Genomic DNA, 17,167 nt, shown 5'->3' on the forward strand with positions numbered 1-17,167 from the left:
CGCCTAAGTCCCTATTAAATAAATACTTTTTGTTATTGGCACGAAACTCGCTCTGACCTTGGAAGAACAATTCCAATAAGAAAAAGGGCGTGTCATGTCATTGACCCTGGAACATGTGACCCGCGTTGTCGAAGGCCAGACCTGGATCGACGACGCCAACCTGCGCTTTGAAGCCGGCTCCTTCAATGTGTTGCTGGGCCGTACGCTGTCCGGCAAAACCAGCCTGATGCGCCTGATGGCCGGCCTGGACAAGCCTGACAACGGGCGCATCCTGATGAACGGCGTCGATGTCACCCACAAGCCGGTGCGCTTGCGCAATGTTTCAATGGTGTACCAGCAGTTCATCAACTACCCGACCATGACCGTGTTCGAGAACATCGCCTCGCCTTTGCGCCAGGCCGGGGTGTCCAACGAACTGATCCGCAGCAAGGTGCTGGAAACCGCGAAGATGCTGCGCATCGACAAGTTCCTGCAACGTCATCCCCTGGAGCTGTCCGGTGGCCAGCAGCAACGCACGGCCATGGCCCGGGCGCTGGTGAAGGACGCCGAATTGATTCTGTTCGACGAGCCTCTGGTGAACCTGGACTACAAACTGCGTGAAGAGCTGCGTCAGGAAATGCGCGAGCTGTTCAAGGCTCGCAACACCATTGCCATCTATGCCACCACGGAGCCCAACGAGGCCTTGGCGCTGGGCGGCACCACCACCATCCTCCACGAAGGCCGGGTGATCCAGAGCGGCAAGGCCGCCGAGGTCTATCACCAACCGCAGACGGTATTGGCGGCCGAGCTGTTTTCCGAACCGCCCATCAACCTGATGCCGGGGCGTATCAGCGGTAATGAAGTGAGTTTCGCCAACGATGTGCACTTTCCGTTGAACGTGGACCTGCGCCCGATTGGTGAGGGCGAGTTCCGGTTCGGCGTGCGCCCCAGCCATATCAGCCTGGTGCCCAGCAACGACGATGACCTGGAACTGGCGGTAACCGTGGAAGTGGCGGAGATCAGCGGCTCGGAAACCTTCCTGCATGTGCGCAGCGAGCATTTCTTGCTGGTGCTGCACCTGCCGGGAGTCCACGAGTACGACGTGGATGCGCCGATCCGGATCTATATTCCGACCCATAAACTGTTTGTGTTCGATGGCCAGGGCCGGTTGGTCCAGGCCCCTGGGCGTCGTGTCGCGAGGGTTGCCTGATGGCCGAGATCCATTTGCAGAACCTGGCGCATAGCTACAGCCCTACACCTGCAGGGCCTGAAGATTACGCCATTCGCGAAATGAACCACATCTGGGAGCAGGGCGGCGCCTACGCCTTGCTCGGTCCTTCGGGCTGTGGCAAGTCAACCTTGCTCAACATCATCTCCGGCTTGCTCAGCCCTTCGGAAGGCCAGGTGCTGTTCGACAGCAAGGTGGTGAATGACCTTACCCCGGAAAAGCGCAATATCGCCCAGGTGTTCCAGTTCCCGGTGGTGTACGACACCATGACGGTGTTCGATAACCTGGCATTCCCCCTGCGTAACCAGGGGATGGCCGAGGCGAAAGTGCACAGCAAGGTGCAAGAAATTGCCGAAGTGCTCGACCTGCAGAACCTGCTGGGCAAAAAAGCCCGCAACCTCAGTGCCGATGAAAAGCAAAAGGTCTCAATGGGCCGTGGCCTGGTGCGCGATGACGTCTCCGCGATTCTGTTCGACGAGCCGCTGACGGTGATCGATCCGCACCTGAAGTGGAAACTGCGGCGCAAGCTCAAGCAGATCCACGAGCAGTTCAACATCACCATGGTCTACGTCACCCACGACCAGTTGGAGGCCTCGACCTTTGCCGACAAGATTGCGGTGATGTACGGCGGGCAGATTGTGCAGTTCGGCACACCGCGGGAGTTGTTCGAGCGTCCCAGTCATACCTTTGTCGGCTATTTCATCGGTAGCCCGGGGATGAATCTGATTGAGGTGCAGGCCGATGCAGGTGGGGTACGGTTTGGCGGAACACATCTGGCGTTGTCCGAGGTGCAGCAGCGGCAACTCGCGGAAAAGGACTACAAAAAACTCCAGGTCGGTATTCGTCCCGAGTTTATCCATGTCTGGGATGAGCCCAATGCCGACGCGTTGCAAGCCGACGTCATACATGTCGAAGACCTGGGCACCTACAAGATCCTGACCCTCAACCTCGACGGCGCGCCGTTGAAAGTGCGTCTGGCCGAAGACAAACCGGTGCCCGAGGGCCGGGCCTCGATCAGTTTTCCGGCGCAATGGCTGATGGTGTATGCCGACGATTACCTGCTGGAGGCGCGGCCATGAACAAGGTGCAGAACAACAAGGCCTGGTGGCTGGTGTTGCCGGTGTTCCTGCTGGTGGCGTTCAGTGCGGTGATCCCGATGATGACCGTGGTCAACTACTCGGTGCAGGACATTTTCGATCAGTCCAGCCGCTATTTCGTCGGGGCCGACTGGTACAAACAAGTGCTGCTGGACCCACGCCTGCATGACTCGCTGCTGCGCCAGTTCATCTATTCGGCATGTGTGTTGCTGATCGAGATCCCCCTGGGCATTGCCATTGCCCTGACCATGCCCACCAAAGGCCGCTGGTCGTCCCTGGTGCTGATTGTGATGGCCATCCCGCTGCTGATCCCGTGGAACGTCGTCGGCACCATCTGGCAGATCTTTGGCCGTGCCGATATCGGCCTGCTGGGCTCGAGCCTGAATGCCATGGGCATCAACTACAACTACGCCGCCAACACCATGGATGCCTGGGTCACAGTACTGGTGATGGATGTATGGCACTGGACATCCCTGGTGGCGCTGCTCTGTTACTCGGGGCTGCGGGCTATACCGGATGTGTACTACCAGGCGGCGCGGATTGATCGGGCATCGGCCTGGGCCGTATTCCGACATATCCAACTGCCGAAGATGAAGAGCGTGCTGCTGATCGCGGTGATGCTGCGTTTTATGGACAGTTTCATGATCTATACCGAGCCTTTTGTACTGACCGGCGGTGGGCCGGGAAATGCGACGACCTTTCTCAGTCAGACCCTGACCCAGATGGCTGTCGGTCAATTCGACCTGGGCCCGGCCGCCGCGTTTTCCCTGGTGTATTTCCTGATCATCCTGTTGGTGTCCTGGCTGTTCTACACCGCCATGACCCACTCCGACGCCAACCGCTGAGGCCGCCAACATGAGCAAGCGCAAGGTCATTCCGCTGCTGATCTACATCCTGTTCCTGCTGGTGCCGATCTACTGGCTGCTGAACATGTCCTTCAAGAGCAACACCGAAATCCTCGGCGGCCTGACGCTGTTTCCGCAGGATTTCACCTTGGCCAACTACAAGGTGATCTTCACCGACCCCAGTTGGTACACCGGGTATCTCAACTCGCTGTACTACGTGAGCCTGAACACGGTTATTTCCCTGACCGTGGCGCTACCGGCGGCCTACGCGTTTTCGCGCTATCGCTTCCTTGGCGACAAGCACCTGTTCTTCTGGCTGCTGACCAATCGCATGGCGCCGCCGGCGGTGTTCCTGTTGCCGTTTTTCCAGCTGTATTCGTCCATTGGCCTGTTCGATACCCATATCGCCGTGGCCCTGGCCCACTGCCTGTTCAACGTACCGCTGGCGGTGTGGATCCTGGAAGGCTTTATGTCAGGGGTACCCAAGGAGATCGACGAAACGGCCTACATTGATGGTTATAGCTTTCCGAAGTTTTTCGTGAAGATATTTATCCCGCTGATTGGCTCGGGGATCGGTGTCACGGCGTTTTTCTGCTTTATGTTTTCCTGGGTCGAACTGCTGCTGGCGCGCACCCTGACGTCCGTCAATGCCAAGCCGATTGCCGCCGTAATGACCCGCACCGTGTCCGCGTCGGGCATCGACTGGGGCGTGCTGGCGGCTGCCGGAGTGCTGACCATCCTGCCGGGCATGCTGGTGATCTGGTTTGTTCGCAACCATGTGGCCAAGGGCTTTGCCCTGGGCCGGGTCTGAGGAAACGATGATGGAATGGATGGCCTGGACCACCCCGACTGCGCTGTTTTTTGCGGCAATTGCCTTGTTGCTGGCAGGCATGACCACGTGGGAACTGCGCTCGCCGAGCATTCCCCGGCGCGGTTTGTTACCGATCAGCACGACACGTGGTGATCGCTTGTTTATCGGTCTTCTCGGGAGCGCCTACCTGCATCTGCTGGTGATCGGCGTTACCGGCTGGAGCATCTGGGTGGCGTCCGCGCTGTCTGTGGTGTGGCTGTTGTCTGTGATGCGTTGGGGCTGAGGTGGTCCCCATACCCCTGTAGGAGCGAGCTTGCTCGCGAAAGTCGTCAACGATAACGCAGGTTGTCTGGATTAACGCGGTGTCTTGGGGTTTTTCGCGAGCAAGCTCGCTCCTACACGGGGCGGGGCTTCTGTCGGACCCGTCTGAAATCAACCAGGAGGTCTCTATGTTCGATAAAAACAATAAGCTGCGACATAGCATTTCATTGGCCGCCGTCTTGGCCCTCAGCGGTTTGAGTGCTGCGGCCTGGGCCGATGCGTACGAAGATGCCGCGAAGAAGTGGATCGGCAGCGAGTTCAAACCGTCCACCCTGACGGAGGCCCAGCAGCTTGAAGAACTGAAGTGGTTTATCAAGGCCGCCGAGCCGTTTCGTGGGATGAAGATCAATGTGGTGTCGGAAACCCTCACCACCCACGAGTACGAATCCAAGGTGCTGGCCAAGGCCTTCAGTGAAATCACCGGGATCAAGCTGACCCACGACCTGCTGCAGGAAGGCGACGTGGTGGAGAAACTGCAAACCCAGATGCAGTCGGACAAGAATATCTATGACGGTTGGGTCAACGATTCCGACCTGATTGGCACGCACTTTCGCTATGGCAAGACCGAGTCCATCACCGACCTGATGGCCAACGAAGGCAAGGACTTCACCTCGCCGACCCTGGACCTCAAGGACTTTATCGGCATCTCGTTTACCACCGCGCCGGACGGCAAGATCTATCAGTTGCCCGACCAGCAGTTCGCTAACCTCTACTGGTTCCGTGCCGACTGGTTCGAGCGCGCCGACCTCAAGGCCAAGTTCAAGGAAAAGTACGGCTATGAACTAGGCGTGCCAGTGAACTGGTCGGCCTATGAGGACATCGCCAAGTTCTTCAGTGAAGACGTCAAGGAAATCGACGGCAAGCGCGTGTATGGCCATATGGACTACGGCAAGAAAGATCCTTCCCTGGGTTGGCGCTTTACCGATGCCTGGTTCTCCATGGCCGGTGGTGGCGACAAGGGCCTGCCCAACGGCTTGCCGGTGGACGAGTGGGGGATCCGGGTCGAGGATTGCCACCCGGTGGGGTCTAGCGTGACCCGTGGCGGCGACACCAACGGCCCGGCTGCGGTATTTGCCACGCAGAAGTATGTCGACTGGATGCGCGCCTATGCGCCACCGGAAGCGGCAGGCATGACCTTCTCCGAGTCTGGGCCGGTACCGTCCCAGGGCAACATCGCGCAGCAGATCTTCTGGTATACCGCCTTTACCGCTGACATGACCAAGCCCGGCTTGCCGGTGATGAACGCCGACGGCACGCCGAAGTGGCGCATGGCACCGTCGCCACGCGGGCCGTATTGGGAGGAGGGGATGAAGCTGGGGTATCAGGACGTGGGTTCCTGGACGTTCCTCAAGTCCACGCCTGAGAAACAAAAACTCGCGGCTTGGCTCTACGCGCAGTTCGTGACGTCGAAAACCGTTTCCCTGAAAAAAACCATCGTCGGCCTGACGCCCATCCGCGAATCCGACATCAACTCCCAGGCCATGACTGACCTAGCCCCCAAACTCGGCGGCCTGGTGGAGTTCTACCGCAGCCCGGCGCGGGTGCAGTGGACACCGACGGGCACCAACGTGCCGGATTATCCGCGCCTGGCCCAACTGTGGTGGAGCCACATTTCGGAAGCCGCCAGCGGCGAGAAAACCCCGCAACAGGCGCTGGATGGCCTGGCCAAGGACCAGGACGCGATCATGACACGCCTGGAGCGCTCCAAGGTGCAGCCGATCTGCGGACCGAAAATGAACCCCGAGCGCGATGCCCAGTACTGGTTCGACCAGCCGGGCGCTCCGAAGCCGAAACTGGCGAACGAGAAACCCAAGGGTGAAACCGTGAACTATGCCGATTTGCTCAAGTCGTGGGAGGCGGCGCGCAAGTGAGGTAGGGCGGATAGCAAAACGGCACCGTGAGGTGCCGTTTTTGCTGATGTGGGAAAGATCGCTTCACCTACGATCAGCTAAGCAACGCCAGGCGCTCCACCGTATCCGGGAATTTTGATACCAGACGAATCAACGTGGCTGCCTGGGCATTGGGGCGTGCGCGACCTTGCTCCCAGTTTTCCAGGGTGCGTGTATTGGTGCGTAGGTACATGGCAAATACAGCACGGGAAAGATTGAGTTGTTGTCGCACTGCAATCACGTCTTCAGCGGTAAGAGGGGCCAGTTTGTTTTGCTGCACGGTATGGGTACGTAGGGTGACCTTGCCTTGGCGCTCGTTGGCCAAGGCATCGAAGCCTTCGACCAGTTCGGAATAAATGTCACGTTTCATGTGAATCCTCTCGCGTTGATTTCCCTGTCCAGCAGTTGCTTGAGGGCTTTTTTGTGTTGTGGGCTCAAGTCGCTTTGCTCGTGCTTGCCGTACAGCGTGAACAACCAAAATTGAGTGCCGCCTGACCACCAGTAGTAGATGACGCGTAATCCACCCCGTTTGCCTTTGTTTCGTCGTTCATCGACGAAGCGCAGCTTGCGTAACCCACCGGTGCCTTCCATCACGGCTCCCGCTTCGGGGTTCTTCATTAGCTCTTGTTGAAAGCCGTGAAACAGTTCGTCAGTCAGGTAGTCCTTGCGGTACCGCTCAAAGGGCGGCAGTTCGATAAATAGAGCATCCATGTTCTGTACGTAGCCTGCGTATAGTTTGGTGGCCCATCTGCCAGGGGTCAAGTGAGCCTGGCGTGGGATTCTTCCTAAAGCGCATACACCATACGAGCGGCTCTGGCAGGTATATGCCAGACACGGAGGCGTTTCAGTAAGGAATATTCCTTGAGCTGGGCAGGGAGCTTGAATCTTTCCCAGAAACGCAAAACGGCACCCTAAGGTGCCGTTCTGTTTACTGCTTGAGCTTAAGCGATCAACCCGCCATCACCGCATGCTGCACCAGGGTGAGCAACGGTTGTGGGTACACGCCCAGGAAGAATGCCAGCAGGGCGATAGCCAGCAGCATCACGCCGCCTGCTTTCTGTTCCCAGTGCAACTCGGCATCCACACGGCGCAGGTTTGGCTCGATCAGGTACAGGGTGACCATCACGCGCAGGTAGTAGAACACGCCGATGGCACTGCCCAGCACCAAGGAGGCAACCAGCCACCACTCGTGGGCTTCGACACCGGTCGCGACGATGTAGAACTTGCCGATGAAGCCAGCGGTCAGCGGGATGCCCGCCAGGGACAGCATCATCACGGTCAGCACGGCGGTCAGGTACGGACGGCGCCAGAACAGGCCGCGGTATTCGTACAGGGCGTCGGCGTCACGGCCTTTGTAAGGCGAGGACATCAGGGTAATCACGCCAAACGCGCCGAGGCTGGTGATCACGTAGGTGACCAGGTACACGCCGATGGCTTCCACGGCCAGGCCTTTGCTCGCCACCAGGGCGATCAGCAGGTAGCCGAAGTGGGCGATGGACGAGTAACCCAGCAGACGCTTGAGGTTGTTCTGGGTCAGGGCCAGCAGGTTACCGAACAGGATCGACGCAATGGCGATCACGGTCAGCACGTCGCTCAGCACGCCTGTGTTGGCGGCAGGGGAGATCTGGAACAGACGCACCATCACCGCAAACACTGCCACCTTAGAGGCGGTTGCCAGGAACGCGGCTACCGGCGCCGGGGCGCCTTCGTACACGTCTGGGGTCCACAGGTGGAACGGTACCAGCGACAGCTTGAACGCCAGGCCGATCAGCATCATGGCCAGGCCCAGTTGGGCGATGGGCGCAGGCATGCTGGTGGTGGCCAGGGCGTGGCCGATACCGCTGAAGCTCAGGCTGCCGGCTTCGGCGTAGAGCAGGGCCATACCGAACAACAGGAACGCGGAACCGGCGGCCGACAGCACCATGTACTTGATGCCGGCTTCCAGGGAGCGCTTGTTGAAGAAGGCGTACGCCACTAGGCCGTAGGTCGGGATCGACAGCAGTTCCAGGCCGATGAACAAACCGGCCAGGTGCTGCGCGCTGACCAGCACGATACCGCCGGCCGCAGCCAGCAGGATCAGCAGGTACAGCTCTTCGCGGTTGCCCGGGTAGCCGGTGCCGCCTTCGCCGAGGTAAGCGTGGGCGAGGGTGACGCAGGCCAGTGTCGCAACGAGGATCAACGCGGTGTACAGCAGCGCGAAGTCATCGATCATGACCAGTGGGGTCACCGCCAGCGGGGCGACCTTGAGTGCCGGGATAATCGACAGCAAGGCCAGGTTCAGGCCTGCGGTGGACAGCAGGAACGTCTGCGAGTGATTGCGGCGCCAGGCGATTGCCAGCATCACCACCACAATGGTGAGGCTGGTAATCAGCAGCGGCGCAAGCGCGATAAAGTGTTGGATCGTGAATTCCATAGCGCTCTTACCGGGCCGAAGCGAGTTGAGTGAAGGCGGTGCTCAACCACTGCTGCACGCCATGCATCGTGGCGGCAGAGGTGTCGAGGAACGGTTGCGGATACACGCCGATGTACACCAGCAGTACCGCAAGGCCGAGCACCATGATCAGTTCGCGAGCATCCATCCCTTTGAGGACGGCGTCCGACTTGGTCGGGCCGAAGTAGGCGCGGTGGATCATGATCAGCGAGTAGACCGAACCGAACACCAGGCCGGAAGTGGCAATCGCGGTGATCCATGGCGCACTGACGAAGCTGCCCATCAGGATCAGGAACTCACCGACAAAGTTACCCGTACCCGGCAAGCCCAGGGACGCGGCGGCAAAGAACAGGCTGATCGCCGGCAGGTACGCGATACGCGACCAGATGCCGCCCATCTCACGCATGTCACGGGTGTGCAGGCGCTCGTACAACTGGCCACTGAGGATAAACAGTGCGGCGGCTGAAACACCGTGGGCCAACATCTGGATCACTGCGCCTTGCAACGCCAGCTGGCTGCCGGAGTAGATGCCGATCAGTACGAAACCCATGTGGGAAACGGACGAGAAGGCAATCAGACGCTTGATGTCGGTTTGCGCGAAGGCCAGGAATGCACCGTAGAAGATCCCGATCAGACCCAGGGTCATGGCGATCGGCGCAAACTCGGCCGAAGCATTCGGGAACAGCGGCAGGGCGAAACGCAGCAGGCCGTAGGCCGCCGTCTTCAACAGGATACCGGCCAGGTCCACGGAACCTGCGGTTGGCGCCTGGGCGTGAGCGTCAGGCAGCCAGGAGTGGAACGGCACCACCGGCAGCTTCACCGCGAAGGCGATGAAGAACCCGAGCATGAGGATGTACTCGGTGGTCATCGACATCTTGGTTTTCAACAGGTCGGCGTAGTTGAAGGTAATCACGCCGGTGTTGTTGAAGTTGACCAGTACCAGGCCCAGGATCGCCACCAACATGATCAGGCCGGAAGCCTGGGTGAAGATGAAGAACTTGGTCGCCGCGTAGATCCGGGTTTTCTTGCCGTCCGAAGAACTGTGACCCCAGAGCGCGATGAGGAAGTACATCGGCACCAGCATCATTTCCCAGAAGAAGAAGAACATGAACAGGTCGAGGGCGAGGAATACGCCGACCACGCCGCCCAGGATCCACATCAGGTTCAGGTGGAAGAAGCCCACGTGACGCTCGATTTCTTTCCAGGAGCAGAGTACCGAGAGGATACCCAGCAGGCCGGTCAGCAGGATCATCAACAGCGACAGGCCGTCGAGGGCCAGGTGCACGTTGATGCCGAAGCGTTCGATCCAGACGTGCTTGAACTCAAGCGCGAAGGTTGGATCGACACCCGGTGCCGGAGCAAATGAATAGTCGCCATGGGCCCACAGCCAGAGGCCGAGTGCGAGTTCCAGGGACATGGTCAGCAACGCAATCCAGCGGGGCAGGGTGGCGCCGAAGCGTTCACCCATCCAGCAGAGCAGGCCGCCGATAAAGGGGATCAGGATTAGCCAGGGCAGAATCATGACGGGCTCGTTTCCTTTCGCAAGTTCGCAAAGTTCATATCAGACCGCTACCACTACGATGGCGCCGATCACCAGCACGGCACCAGCCGCCATGGAAGCCGCATACCAACGCAATTGGCCGGTCTCGGTGCGGCTCAGGGCGGTGTGACCGGCCTTGGCAGCACGCGGGATCAAACCAATGGTCTGGTCGAGCGGGTCTTTGCGCAGTACATGGCTGATCGCAAGGTAAGGCTTGACGAACAGTTTGTCGTAGATCCAGTCGAAGCCCCAGGCGGCGAACCACCAGGCCGAAAGGAAGCGGCCAATGCCACTGTTGGCCACGGCAGTGACGAAGCGACGCTTGCCGAGGAACAGCATGGCCGCCAGCAGGATACCGGCGATGGCGATGGCGCCCGAGGCGATTTCCAGGCTGTGCTTGGCGTCACCGCCAGCATGTCCAACGCTTTGTGGCAGTACGCCAGCCAGTGGCGGGGTGATCATGGCGCCGACGAAGGTCGACAGGATGATCAGCACCGACAGCGGCAGCCAGTGGGAGATGCCGTGGCCTGCGTGGGCTTCAGTCTTGGCTTCACCGTGGAAGGTGATGAAGATCAGGCGGAAGGTGTACAGCGAGGTCATGAACGCACCCACCAGACCGGCGTACAGCAGGCCTTGGTTACCGCTGGCAAAGGCTTCCCAGAGGATTTCGTCTTTGGAGTAGAAACCTGCGGTCACCAGTGGCAGGGCTGCGAGTGCGGCACCACCGACGATGAAGCTGGCGTAGGCCAACGGCAGTTTCTTCCACAGGCCACCCATCTTGAAGATGTTCTGCTCGTGGTGGCAGGCAACGATCACCGCACCGGAAGCCAGGAACAGCAGGGCCTTGAAGAAGGCGTGGGTCATCAGGTGGAAGATCGCGCCGTCCCAGGCGCCGACGCCCAGGGCCAGGAACATGTAGCCGATCTGGCTCATGGTCGAGTAGGCGAGGATGCGCTTGATGTCGGTCTGCACCAGCGCGGCGAAGCCGGCCAGTACCAGGGTCACGCCACCTACCAGGCCCACCAGGTGCAGAATCTCTGGCGCCAAGGTGAACAGGCCGTGGGTACGGGCGATCAGGTAGACACCGGCGGTCACCATGGTGGCGGCGTGGATCAGTGCCGACACCGGGGTAGGACCGGCCATGGCGTCTGCCAGCCAGGTTTGCAGTGGCAGTTGTGCCGATTTACCCACAGCGCCACCCAGCAGCATCAGGGTCGCCAGGGTGATCCAGAAGTCGCCGACCTGGAATTTCTGTGGTGCCAGCACCAGCAGTTCCTGGATATTCAGCGTGCCCACCTGTTGGAACAGGATGAACAGGCCGATGGCCATGAACACGTCGCCGATCCGGGTCACGACAAAGGCTTTGAGTGCTGCATTACCGTTGTTGCGGTTGCTGTAGTAGAAACCGATCAACAGGTACGAGCACAGGCCCACGCCTTCCCAGCCGAAGTACAGGAACAACAGGTTATCGCCCAGCACCAGGAACAGCATGCTGGCGATAAACAGGTTGGTGTAGGCGAAGAAGCGCGAGTAACCGGCCTCACCGCGCATGTACCAGGACGCGAACAGGTGGATCAGGAAACCCACGCCTACCACCACGCCGAGCATGGTGATCGACAGGCCGTCGACGTACAGGGCGAAGTCAGGCTTGAAGCCCTCGACCGCCATCCATTGCCACAGCACCAGGGTGTAGTGACCGGCTTCGGGTGGTGCAACGTTGAATTGCCAGATGACGTAGGCGGCGACAATCGCCGACAAGCCAATGGAACCCACGCCGACCAGGGCCGAGAGGTTTTCCGACCAGCGTCCACGGGAGAACGACAGCAGCAGGAAACCGATCAGGGGGAATACGAAAGTCAGAAAGATCATGTTCATCCGCGCATCTCACTGGCAGCGTCGATATCAAGCGTGTGGAAGCGACGATACAGTTGCAGCAGGATCGCCAGGCCAATACTGGCCTCGGCGGCTGCCAGGCTGATCACCAGGATGAACATGACTTGTCCATCCGGCTGGCCCCAACGCGCACCTGCCACGATGAAGGCCAGTGCTGCAGCGTTCATCATGATTTCCAGGCTCATCAACACGAACAGGATGTTACGGCGAACCATCAGGCCGACCAGGCCAAGGCAGAACAGGATGCCGGCGACCGCCAGACCATGCTCCAAAGGGATAGCAGGCATCGTCATTGCTCCTTGGCTTCGTTGCGGCCCAAGTGGAAGGCAGTGATGGCTGCAGCGAGCAGCAGCATCGAAGCCAGTTCGACCACCAGCAGGTACGGGCCGAACAGGCTGATGCCCACGGCCTTGGCGTCTACGGTGGTGTGGCCGATGGCCTGGCCGCTCTGGTGAGCGAACAGCACATACAGCAGTTCAGCCAGCAGCAGCGCTGCCAGGATCACCGGGCCAAGCCAGATGCCGGGCTTGAGCCAGACGCGCTCCTGGGCGACCGAAGCCGGCCCCAGGTTGAGCATCATCACCACAAACACGAACAGCACCATGATGGCGCCAGCGTAGGCGATCACTTCCAGGACACCGGCAAACGGTGCGCCGAGGCTGAAAAAGGTCATGGCCACGGCGATCAGCGAAATGATCAGGTAGAGCAGGGCGTGCACGGGGTTGGTGTTGGTGATCACGCGAAGTGTGGACACCACTGCAATACCCGATGCGAAATAGAAAGCGAATTCCATCTTTCTTCCTTAAGGCAGCAAGCTCTTCACGTTGATCGGCTCGGCTTCGTTTTGTGCGGCGCCCTTGGGCTTACCGGCAACGGCCATACCTGCAACACGATAGAAGTTGTAATCAGGGTTTTTACCGGGACCGGAGATCAGCAGATCTTCTTTCTCGTACACCAGGTCCTGACGTTTGAACTCGGCCATCTCGAAATCCGGTGTCAGCTGGATCGCGGTGGTCGGGCAAGCTTCCTCGCACAGGCCGCAGAAAATGCAGCGCGAGAAGTTGATGCGGAAGAAGTCCGGGTACCAGCGACCGTCTTCGGTTTCAGCTTTCTGCAGGGAGATACAGCCCACCGGGCACGCCACGGCGCACAGGTTGCAGGCTACGCAACGCTCTTCGCCGTCGGGGTCGCGGGTCAGTACGATGCGGCCGCGATAGCGCGGCGGCAGGTACACCGCTTCTTCCGGGTATTGCAGGGTGTCGCGTTTGCGAAAGCCATGGCCGAAAACCATCACCAGGCTTCGCAATTGGGTACCGGTACCCTTAACGATGTCGCCAATATATTTGAACATGGGTCAAATCCTCACTGAACCGCGCCCGCTGGCGTGTTCAACAACACAACGGCAGCAGTCACCAGCAAATTGATCAGGGTCAGCGGCAGGCAGAAGCGCCAGCTGAAATCCATCACCTGGTCGTATCGTGGACGCGGAATGGAAGCGCGCAGCAGGATAAACAACATGATGAAGAACGCGGTCTTGAGGAAGAACCAGAAGAACGCCAACTGCGGCAGGATGCCGAACGGACCGTGCCAGCCGCCGAAGAACAGCGTGACCAGCAGGGCCGAGATCAAGATGATGCCGATGTACTCACCGACGAAGAACATGCCCCATTTCATGCCGGCGTATTCAATGTGGTAACCGTCGGCCAGTTCCTGTTCTGCTTCTGGCTGGTCGAAGGGGTGACGGTGAGTCACGGCCACGCCAGCGATGAAGAAGGTACAGAAGCCAAAGAACTGCGGAATGATGAACCACAGGTTCTGCGCCTGGTACTCAACGATGTCGCGCATGTTGAACGAGCCAACCTGCACCACGATGCCCATCAGCGCCAGGCCCATGAACACTTCGTAGGACACAGTCTGCGCCGAGGCCCGCAAGCTGCCCAGCAGGGCAAACTTGTTGTTACTGGCCCAACCGGCGAACAGCACCGCGTAGACCGACAGACCGGCCATGGCGAAGAAGAACAGCAAGCCGATGTTCAGGTCCGCCACGCCCCAGGTCGGGGTGATCGGGATGATCGCGAAGGCGATCAGCAAGGCGCTCATGGCCACGACCGGTGCCAGGGTGAAGATCACCTTGTCGGCAAACGGCGGGGTCCAGTCTTCCTTGAAGAACATTTTCAGCATGTCGGCAGCGATCTGGAACATGCCGAACGGGCCAACGCGGTTCGGACCGTAACGGTCCTGCCACCAGCCCAGCAAGCGACGTTCGACGAAGCTGAGCAGGGCGCCCGCGACGACCACGGCCAGCAGGATCACGATGGCCTTGACCACCGAGATGATCACGTCGATCACTTCAGGAGTGAACCAAGTCATTGCGCTGCCTCCTGCAGACCGTCAACGGTGTGGCCGAAGATCGCAGGCGGAATGCCGGCGATACCTTTTGGCAGGCCAATCAGGCCAGCACCCAACTCATCGTTGATGCGCAGCGGCAGGCGCAGGGTCTGGCCGCCTACGTTCAAGCTGAGCAGGGCACCGTCGTTGACGCCCAGGCGGTCGGCTTCGGACTTGGCCAGCGCCACGTAGGCAGCCGGGATGCGCTCTTGCACCGGCGCGGCCTTGGAAGAGTTCTCTTCGCTGCCGAACAGGTGGAAAAACGGCACAACCTGCCAGGTGCCCTGGGCCGGGTTGAACGGACGCGGTACGGCCGCGAACCAGTTCAGCGAGTCGCCGGTGCTTTCGATCAGGCGGGTGCCCGGGTCGCCAGCGCGGATATGACCACCGACTTCGTCCTGGAACTTGTTCCAGGCCTGCGGCGAGTTCCAGCCCGGCGACCAGGCGAAAGGCACCTGCTGACGTGGCTCGACCGAACCCGAGTAACCTTCCATGGAGAAGGCAAACGCGGTGTCGTTATCTTGCGGGGTACGCGGTTCGTGCACGCTGATGTCAGCGCGCATGGCGGTACGTCCGGAGTAACGCAGCGGCTCACGGGCCAGTTTCATGCCCTTGATGCGGAACGCGGCGGACGGTGCGGCATCGACGATACGCGCCAGTTGCGGTGCGCTGGAGGCGACGGCAGCGGTGACGTGGTCGAGTTGGGTCCAGTCGATCGGCTGGTTCAGCAGGGTTGCGCGCAGGGCATGCAGCCAGCGCCAGCCTTCGTGAACCAGGATGCTGGCGTCCATGTACTTCGGATCGAACACCTGGAAGAAGCGCTGGGCGCGGCCTTCCTGGCTGACCAGGGTACCGTCGCCTTCAGCGAAGGTAGCGGCTGGCAGCACCAGGTGGGCACGGTCGCTGGTAGCGGTCTTCTGGTGGTCGGCGACGATCAGGACTTTGGCGGCGTCCAGTGCAGCGTCAACCTTGGCGGCATCGGTGCGGGTGTACAGGTCGTTTTCCAGCACCACGATGGCGTCGGCATTGCCGTCGATCACCGCTTGCAGGGCTGCGTCCACGGACTCGCCGCCGAGCATGGCCAGGCCAAGGCTGTTGGCTTCCGGTACAACCAGGCTGATGGAACCGTTCTTGTCTCGCAGCTTCAGGGCCTTGGCGATGTTGGCGGCGGCTTCGATCAGTGCCTTGGAACCCAGGGAGGTACCGGCAATGATCAATGGGCGCTTGGCCGCCAGCAGGGCGTCGGCGATGCGCTGGGCCAGGGCCACGGCTTCTGCGTCCAGGCCTTCGACGGCAGGGGCGCTGGCGTCGAGGGCGTGGGCCACGGCGAAACCGATGCGTGCCAGGTCGTCGGGTGCCGCGTGCACGCACTCTTCGGCGATATCGTCGAGCTTGGTTTCGGCGATGCTGGCGATAAACAGCGGGTTCAGCGCGTGCTGGCCGATGTTTTTCACCGCAGCGTCGAGCCAAGGCTGCACGCGCATGGCGTCGGCCATTTCTTCGGCCTTGCCTTTGACCGACTGGCGCAGGGACAGCGCGATACGCGCGGCGGTCTGGGTCAGGTCTTCACCGAGTACGAAGATTGCGTCGTGGTCTTCGATGTCGCGCATGTTTGGCACTGGCAGCGGGCTGTCGTTCAGCACCTGGAGGACCAGGCGGATGCGCTCCAGCTCAGCGGCTTCGATACCACTGTAGAAGTGCTCGGCACCGACCAGCTCGCGCAACGCGTAGTTGCTTTCGAGGCTGGCGCGTGGCGAACCGATACCGACGATGTTACGGCCGCGCAGCAGGTCGGCGGCTTTATCCAGTGCGTCGTCCAGGCTCAGCTTGGCGCCATCGGCCAGCAACGGCTGGCGCGGACGGTCTTCGCGGTTGACGTAGCCATAGCCGAAACGGCCACGGTCGCACAGGAAGTACTGGTTGACCGAACCGTTGAAGCGGTTTTCGATGCGACGCAGTTCACCGTAGCGCTCGCCCGGGGAGATGTTGCAACCGCTGGAGCAGCCATGGCAGATGCTCGGGGCGAACTGCATGTCCCACTTGCGGTTGTAGCGCTCGGAGTGAGTCTTGTCGGTGAACACACCGGTCGGGCAGACCTCGGTGAGGTTGCCGGAGAACTCGCTTTCGAGCACGCCGTCTTCAACGCGACCGAAGTACACGTTGTCGTGGGCACCAAAGACGCCCAGGTCGGTGCCGCCGGCGTAGTCTTTATAGAAGCGTACGCAGCGGTAGCAGGCGATGCAGCGGTTCATTTCATGGGAAATGAACGGGCCCAGTTCCTGGTTCTGGTGGGTACGCTTGGTGAAGCGGTAACGGCGCTCGTTGTGGCCGGTCATCACCGTCATGTCTTGCAGGTGGCAGTGACCGCCTTCCTCACAGACCGGGCAGTCGTGGGGGTGGTTGGTCATCAGCCATTCGACAACGCTGGCGCGGAACGCCTTGGATTCTTCATCTTCGATGGAGATCCAGGTGTTGTCGGTGGCTGGGGTCATGCAGGACATGACGATACGACCACGGGTGTCGTTTTCGTCGGTGTACTGCTTGACCGCACACTGGCGACAGGCACCGACGCTACCGAGCGCGGGGTGCCAGCAGAAATAAGGGATGTCGAGGCCTAGTGACAGACACGCCTGTAACAGGTTGTCTGCCCCATCGACTTCGAGCGCTTTGCCGTCTACGTGGATAGTGGCCATGGTTCAAAGTTCTTCGTTGGCCCGTTGTCAGCGGGCGTGGCTAATGGAATCT

Annotated in this window: 16 protein-coding genes; 6 read left to right on the forward strand and 10 right to left on the reverse strand. The window is 60.2% G+C overall.

All coding sequences use genetic code 11. From position 1 onward, the window contains the following. Positions 1-94: 94 nt before the first annotated feature. The 6 genes from HKK57_RS20705 to HKK57_RS20730 all read left to right on the forward strand — a co-directional run bounded on the left by HKK57_RS20705 (position 95) and on the right by HKK57_RS20730 (position 6,152). Entirely contained in the window at positions 95-1,189 is a 1,095-nt protein-coding gene (locus tag HKK57_RS20705) for an ABC transporter ATP-binding protein (protein ID WP_029293318.1), read from the forward strand. Then, positions 1,189-2,286: an ABC transporter ATP-binding protein gene (locus HKK57_RS20710; protein WP_169390667.1), complete on the forward strand. Its 1,098-nt coding sequence runs from the start codon at positions 1,189-1,191 to the stop codon at positions 2,284-2,286. Before HKK57_RS20705 ends, HKK57_RS20710 begins: the two co-directional genes overlap by 1 nt. After that, complete coding sequence (locus HKK57_RS20715; protein WP_029293322.1) at positions 2,283-3,149, forward strand: carbohydrate ABC transporter permease; 867 nt, start codon at positions 2,283-2,285, stop codon at positions 3,147-3,149. Before HKK57_RS20710 ends, HKK57_RS20715 begins: the two co-directional genes overlap by 4 nt. A gap of 10 nt (positions 3,150-3,159) precedes the next feature. Further along, complete coding sequence (locus HKK57_RS20720; protein ID WP_017735079.1) at positions 3,160-3,960, forward strand: carbohydrate ABC transporter permease; 801 nt, start codon at positions 3,160-3,162, stop codon at positions 3,958-3,960. Positions 3,961-3,970: 10 nt separating this feature from the next. Beyond that, positions 3,971-4,243, forward strand: a complete 273-nt coding sequence (locus HKK57_RS20725; protein ID WP_029293327.1) for a DUF2160 domain-containing protein — start codon at positions 3,971-3,973, stop codon at positions 4,241-4,243. A gap of 166 nt (positions 4,244-4,409) precedes the next feature. Then, positions 4,410-6,152 carry an ABC transporter substrate-binding protein gene (locus HKK57_RS20730; protein WP_029293329.1) on the forward strand — a complete coding sequence of 581 codons (1,743 nt, stop codon included), beginning with the start codon at positions 4,410-4,412 and terminating at the stop codon, positions 6,150-6,152. A 73-nt stretch (positions 6,153-6,225) separates the two neighbouring features. Here the strand turns inward: HKK57_RS20730 and HKK57_RS20735 are convergent, their stop codons facing one another. The 10 genes from HKK57_RS20735 to nuoG all read right to left on the reverse strand — a co-directional run bounded on the left by HKK57_RS20735 (position 6,226) and on the right by nuoG (position 17,115). Continuing rightward, positions 6,226-6,540: a helix-turn-helix domain-containing protein gene (locus tag HKK57_RS20735; RefSeq protein ID WP_070995473.1), complete on the reverse strand. Its 315-nt coding sequence runs from the start codon at positions 6,538-6,540 to the stop codon at positions 6,226-6,228. Then, positions 6,537-6,881, reverse strand: coding sequence for a toxin (locus tag HKK57_RS20740; RefSeq protein WP_070995472.1), 345 nt, complete (start codon positions 6,879-6,881; stop codon positions 6,537-6,539). Before HKK57_RS20740 ends, HKK57_RS20735 begins: the two co-directional genes overlap by 4 nt. Before the next feature lie 238 nt (positions 6,882-7,119). Further along, entirely contained in the window at positions 7,120-8,583 is a 1,464-nt protein-coding gene (gene nuoN, locus HKK57_RS20745; RefSeq protein ID WP_029293335.1) for an NADH-quinone oxidoreductase subunit NuoN, read from the reverse strand. 7 nt (positions 8,584-8,590) lie between these two features. Then, entirely contained in the window at positions 8,591-10,123 is a 1,533-nt protein-coding gene (gene nuoM / locus HKK57_RS20750; RefSeq protein ID WP_029293337.1) for an NADH-quinone oxidoreductase subunit M, read from the reverse strand. 39 nt (positions 10,124-10,162) lie between these two features. Beyond that, a complete protein-coding gene (gene nuoL, locus HKK57_RS20755; protein WP_029293339.1) occupies positions 10,163-12,016 on the reverse strand; it encodes an NADH-quinone oxidoreductase subunit L in 1,854 nt (617 codons plus the stop codon). Beyond that, positions 12,013-12,321, reverse strand: a complete 309-nt coding sequence (gene nuoK / locus HKK57_RS20760) for an NADH-quinone oxidoreductase subunit NuoK (RefSeq protein WP_003174727.1) — start codon at positions 12,319-12,321, stop codon at positions 12,013-12,015. The genes nuoL and nuoK overlap by 4 nt, the downstream gene beginning before the upstream one ends. Before the next feature lie 2 nt (positions 12,322-12,323). Further along, complete coding sequence (gene nuoJ / locus HKK57_RS20765; protein WP_017476146.1) at positions 12,324-12,827, reverse strand: NADH-quinone oxidoreductase subunit J; 504 nt, start codon at positions 12,825-12,827, stop codon at positions 12,324-12,326. A 9-nt stretch (positions 12,828-12,836) separates the two neighbouring features. Further along, on the reverse strand, positions 12,837-13,385 hold the full coding sequence (gene nuoI, locus HKK57_RS20770; RefSeq protein ID WP_003174725.1) for an NADH-quinone oxidoreductase subunit NuoI: 549 nt from the start codon (positions 13,383-13,385) through the stop codon (positions 12,837-12,839). A gap of 11 nt (positions 13,386-13,396) precedes the next feature. Continuing rightward, positions 13,397-14,404, reverse strand: coding sequence for an NADH-quinone oxidoreductase subunit NuoH (gene nuoH / locus HKK57_RS20775; protein ID WP_017737147.1), 1,008 nt, complete (start codon positions 14,402-14,404; stop codon positions 13,397-13,399). Beyond that, positions 14,401-17,115, reverse strand: coding sequence for an NADH-quinone oxidoreductase subunit NuoG (gene nuoG / locus HKK57_RS20780; protein ID WP_169390668.1), 2,715 nt, complete (start codon positions 17,113-17,115; stop codon positions 14,401-14,403). The genes nuoH and nuoG overlap by 4 nt, the downstream gene beginning before the upstream one ends. Positions 17,116-17,167: the final 52 nt, after the last annotated feature.

This window comes from Pseudomonas sp. ADAK21 (assembly GCF_012935735.1).
Taxonomy (GTDB): domain Bacteria; phylum Pseudomonadota; class Gammaproteobacteria; order Pseudomonadales; family Pseudomonadaceae; genus Aquipseudomonas; species Aquipseudomonas proteolytica.

Coding starts and splice junctions, on each gene's coding strand:
- HKK57_RS20705 (WP_029293318.1), top strand. CDS start 95: ATGTCATTGACCCTGGAACATGTGACCCGCGTTGTCGAAGGCCAGACC.
- HKK57_RS20710 (WP_169390667.1), top strand. CDS start 1,189: ATGGCCGAGATCCATTTGCAGAACCTGGCGCATAGCTACAGCCCTACA.
- HKK57_RS20715 (WP_029293322.1), top strand. CDS start 2,283: ATGAACAAGGTGCAGAACAACAAGGCCTGGTGGCTGGTGTTGCCGGTG.
- HKK57_RS20720 (WP_017735079.1), top strand. CDS start 3,160: ATGAGCAAGCGCAAGGTCATTCCGCTGCTGATCTACATCCTGTTCCTG.
- HKK57_RS20725 (WP_029293327.1), top strand. CDS start 3,971: ATGGAATGGATGGCCTGGACCACCCCGACTGCGCTGTTTTTTGCGGCA.
- HKK57_RS20730 (WP_029293329.1), top strand. CDS start 4,410: ATGTTCGATAAAAACAATAAGCTGCGACATAGCATTTCATTGGCCGCC.
- HKK57_RS20735 (WP_070995473.1), bottom strand. CDS start 6,540: ATGAAACGTGACATTTATTCCGAACTGGTCGAAGGCTTCGATGCCTTG.
- HKK57_RS20740 (WP_070995472.1), bottom strand. CDS start 6,881: ATGGATGCTCTATTTATCGAACTGCCGCCCTTTGAGCGGTACCGCAAG.
- nuoN (WP_029293335.1), bottom strand. CDS start 8,583: ATGGAATTCACGATCCAACACTTTATCGCGCTTGCGCCGCTGCTGATT.
- nuoM (WP_029293337.1), bottom strand. CDS start 10,123: ATGATTCTGCCCTGGCTAATCCTGATCCCCTTTATCGGCGGCCTGCTC.
- nuoL (WP_029293339.1), bottom strand. CDS start 12,016: ATGAACATGATCTTTCTGACTTTCGTATTCCCCCTGATCGGTTTCCTG.
- nuoK (WP_003174727.1), bottom strand. CDS start 12,321: ATGCCTGCTATCCCTTTGGAGCATGGTCTGGCGGTCGCCGGCATCCTG.
- nuoJ (WP_017476146.1), bottom strand. CDS start 12,827: ATGGAATTCGCTTTCTATTTCGCATCGGGTATTGCAGTGGTGTCCACA.
- nuoI (WP_003174725.1), bottom strand. CDS start 13,385: ATGTTCAAATATATTGGCGACATCGTTAAGGGTACCGGTACCCAATTG.
- nuoH (WP_017737147.1), bottom strand. CDS start 14,404: ATGACTTGGTTCACTCCTGAAGTGATCGACGTGATCATCTCGGTGGTC.
- nuoG (WP_169390668.1), bottom strand. CDS start 17,115: ATGGCCACTATCCACGTAGACGGCAAAGCGCTCGAAGTCGATGGGGCA.